This is a genomic window from Phenylobacterium sp. (assembly GCF_030651755.1).
Classification (GTDB): domain Bacteria; phylum Pseudomonadota; class Alphaproteobacteria; order Caulobacterales; family Caulobacteraceae; genus Phenylobacterium.
Map to the genome: position 1 here is coordinate 1 of NZ_JAUSBZ010000051.1, position 3,381 is coordinate 3,381.

The following is a 3,381-nucleotide window of genomic DNA, read 5'->3' on the forward strand; positions in this document are numbered from 1 at the left end:
GCGCTTCACCAATGCGCGCCGGCGAGTTTTCGTGTTCAGAGCCGGGCTTGAAGGCCAAGAAGAAACACGACCCTTCAACGGGGCGCATCGGCCCAACGGCACACGCCCCCACAAGCCTAGGAATGGCGCAGAGAATATATGCCTACGGTCAACCAGCTGATCCGCAAGCCGCGCAAGGACAAGCCTTCGCGCAACAAGGTCCCGGCCCTCAAGGGCTGCCCCCAGCGTCGCGGCGTTTGCACGCGCGTCTACACCACCACCCCGAAGAAGCCGAACTCGGCTCTGCGTAAGGTGGCCAAGGTCCGTCTGACGACCGGCATTGAAGCGGTGTGCTACATCCCCGGCGAAGGCCACAACCTCCAGGAACACTCCGTGGTGCTGATCCGCGGCGGCCGGGTGAAGGACCTTCCCGGCGTGCGCTATCACATCCTGCGCGGCGTGCTCGACACCCAAGGGGTGAAGGACCGCAGGCAGCGTCGTTCGCTCTACGGCGCCAAGCGTCCTAAGTAAGGATCAGAAGACATGTCCCGCCGCCGTCGCGCAGAAAAACGTCAAGTCCTTCCCGACCCGAAGTTCGGGGATCTCGTCGTCACCAAGTTCATGAACTACGTGATGTACGAAGGTAAGAAGGCCGTCGCCGAGAACATCATCTATGGCGCGTTCGATATCCTGGAAGCCAAGCGCAAGGACCAGGGCCCGCTGGAAACCTTCCATGCGGCTCTGGAAAATGTCGCTCCTGGCATCGAGGTTCGCTCCCGCCGGGTTGGCGGCGCGACCTATCAGGTTCCCGTGGAAGTCCGTCCCGAGCGCCGTCGCGCCCTGGCCATTCGCTGGCTGGTGACTGCGGCGCGCAAGCGTGGCGAAAACACCATGACTGAGAAGCTGGCCGGTGAGCTTCTCGACGCCTCCTCCAACCGCGGCGCCGCGGTGAAGAAGCGTGAAGACACCCACAAGATGGCCGAGGCGAACCGCGCCTTCTCGCATTACCGCTGGTAAGACCGACCATCCATCACTTCCCGGCGCGGGCGGTTTGAGCTAAACCGCCCGCGCCGTTCGTTCAGCACACACGACCGGCAGCCCTCCGGACCTCTTTCAGCAAAGCCTTCCGTTATGGCCCGTACGCACCTCATCGAAGACTATCGCAACTTCGGAATCATGGCCCACATCGATGCGGGCAAGACGACGACGACGGAGCGGATTCTCTTCTACACCGGCAAGAGCCACAAGATCGGCGAAGTCCATGACGGCGCGGCCACCATGGACTGGATGGAGCAGGAGCAGGAGCGCGGCATCACGATCACGTCGGCCGCGACGACCTCCTTCTGGAAGGGCAAGCGCCTCAACATCATCGACACGCCTGGCCACGTGGACTTCACCATTGAGGTCGAGCGGTCCCTGCGGGTGCTCGACGGCGCGGTGACCGTGCTGGACGGCAACGCCGGCGTGGAGCCCCAGACCGAGACCGTCTGGCGCCAGGCCGACAAGTACAATGTTCCCCGCATCGTGTTCATCAACAAGATGGACAAGATCGGCGCTGATTTCGAAAAGTCGGTGGAATCAATCCGCGACCGCCTGGGCGCCAAGGCCGTTCCGATCCAGCTGCCGATCGGCTCGGAATCCTCCCTGCGCGGCCTGGTGGACCTGGTCCGCATGAAGGCCGTGGTCTGGGAGAATGACGGCCTGGGCGCCGCCTTCACCGACGAAGACATTCCCGCCGACATGAAGGACAAGGCCGATGAGGCCCGCGCCTACATGATCGAGAACGCGGTCGAGCTCGATGACGAGGCCATGGAGGCCTATCTGTCGGGCGAAGAGCCGTCGGAAGAGACCATCAAGAAGTGCCTGCGTAAGGCGGTTCTGAACGGCGCCTTCTATCCGATCCTTTGCGGCTCGGCCTTCAAGAACAAGGGCGTTCAGCCCCTGCTCGACGCCGTGGTCGACTATCTGCCGTCGCCCCTGGACATCCCCCCGACCCAGGGCATCGACTTCAAGACCGAAGAGCCGGTCACCCGCCGCGCCTCGGACGACGAGCCCCTGTCGGTTCTGGCCTTCAAGATCATGGACGACCCCTTCGTGGGCTCGCTCACCTTCTGCCGCATCTATTCGGGCAAGCTCGAAACCGGCATGGGCCTGCTGAACTCCACCCGCGACCGTCGCGAGCGCGTGGGCCGCATGCTGCTGATGCACTCGAACAACCGCGAGGACATTAAGGAAGCCTATGCCGGCGACATCGTCGCCCTGGCCGGCCTGAAGGACACCCGCACCGGCGACACCCTGTGCGATCCCGGCAAGTCGCCGGTCATCCTGGAGCGCATGGAGTTCCCCGCCCCGGTCATCGAGATCGCCGTGGAGCCCAAGTCCAAGGCCGACCAGGAAAAGCTGGGCGTCGCCCTGGCCAAGCTGGCCTCGGAAGATCCGTCCTTCACGGTCTCCACCGACCACGAGTCGGGCCAGACCATCCTGAAGGGCATGGGCGAGCTGCACCTGGACATCAAGATCGACATCCTGAAGCGCACCTATAAGGTCGAGGCCAATATTGGCGCGCCGCAGGTGGCCTATCGCGAGAGCCTCGGCAGGCGCTGCGAGATCGACTACACTCACAAGAAGCAGACCGGCGGTACGGGCCAGTTCGCCCGCGTCAAGCTGGTGTTCGAGCCGGGCGAGCCCGGTTCAGGCTTCGTGTTCGAAAGCGCCCTGACCGGCGGTTCGGTGCCGAAGGAGTATATCCCCGGCGTCCAGAAGGGCATCGAGTCGGCGAAGGACAACGGACTGCTGGCCGGCTTCCCGCTGATCGACTTCAAGGCCACCCTGATCGACGGCGCCTATCACGACGTCGACTCCTCGGTCCTGGCCTTCGAAATCGCTTCGCGCGCGGCCTTCAAGGAGCTGCGGGAAAAGGGTTCGCCCAAGCTGCTCGAGCCGATCATGGCCGTCGAGGTCGTGACCCCGGAAGAGTATCTGGGTTCGGTCATCGGCGACCTGAATGGTCGTCGCGGCCAGATCCAGGGCCAGGACATGCGCGGCAACGCCACGGTCATCAACGCCTTCGTGCCGCTGGCCAACATGTTCGGCTATGTGAACACCCTTCGGGGCATGTCACAGGGCCGCGCTCAGTTCACCATGACGTATGACCACTACGAGCCGGTCCCGCAGCATGTGGCTGACGAAGTCATCAAGAAGTACGCCTAAGACCTTCCAACCCTAGTTAGAGGACGAGCCCGGACAGGGCTGGAGCTTGAAATGGCCAAAGAGAAGTTTGAACGCAATAAGCCGCATTGCAACATCGGCACGATTGGTCACGTTGACCATGGCAAGACGACGCTGACGGCGGCGATTACGATGACGCTGGCGAAGTCCGGTGGCGCCACGGCGAAGAAGTAC

Annotated in this window: 4 protein-coding genes; all 4 read left to right on the forward strand. The window is 63.2% G+C overall.

From position 1 onward, the window contains the following. The first annotated feature begins 138 nt into the window (after positions 1–138). Positions 139–510: a 30S ribosomal protein S12 gene (gene rpsL / locus Q7V15_RS05285; protein WP_293317138.1), complete on the forward strand. Its 372-nt coding sequence runs from the start codon at positions 139–141 to the stop codon at positions 508–510. 12 nt (positions 511–522) lie between these two features. Then, positions 523–996 (forward strand): 30S ribosomal protein S7, encoded by a 474-nt coding sequence (gene rpsG, locus Q7V15_RS05290; RefSeq protein WP_304754378.1) that lies wholly within the window; start codon positions 523–525, stop codon positions 994–996. 114 nt (positions 997–1,110) lie between these two features. Next, on the forward strand, positions 1,111–3,189 hold the full coding sequence (fusA, locus tag Q7V15_RS05295; RefSeq protein WP_304754380.1) for an elongation factor G: 2,079 nt from the start codon (positions 1,111–1,113) through the stop codon (positions 3,187–3,189). 51 nt (positions 3,190–3,240) lie between these two features. Then, positions 3,241–3,381, forward strand: a 141-nt coding sequence (locus tag Q7V15_RS05300) for a GTP-binding protein (protein WP_296514694.1), incomplete at its 3' end; no start/stop codon positions are given.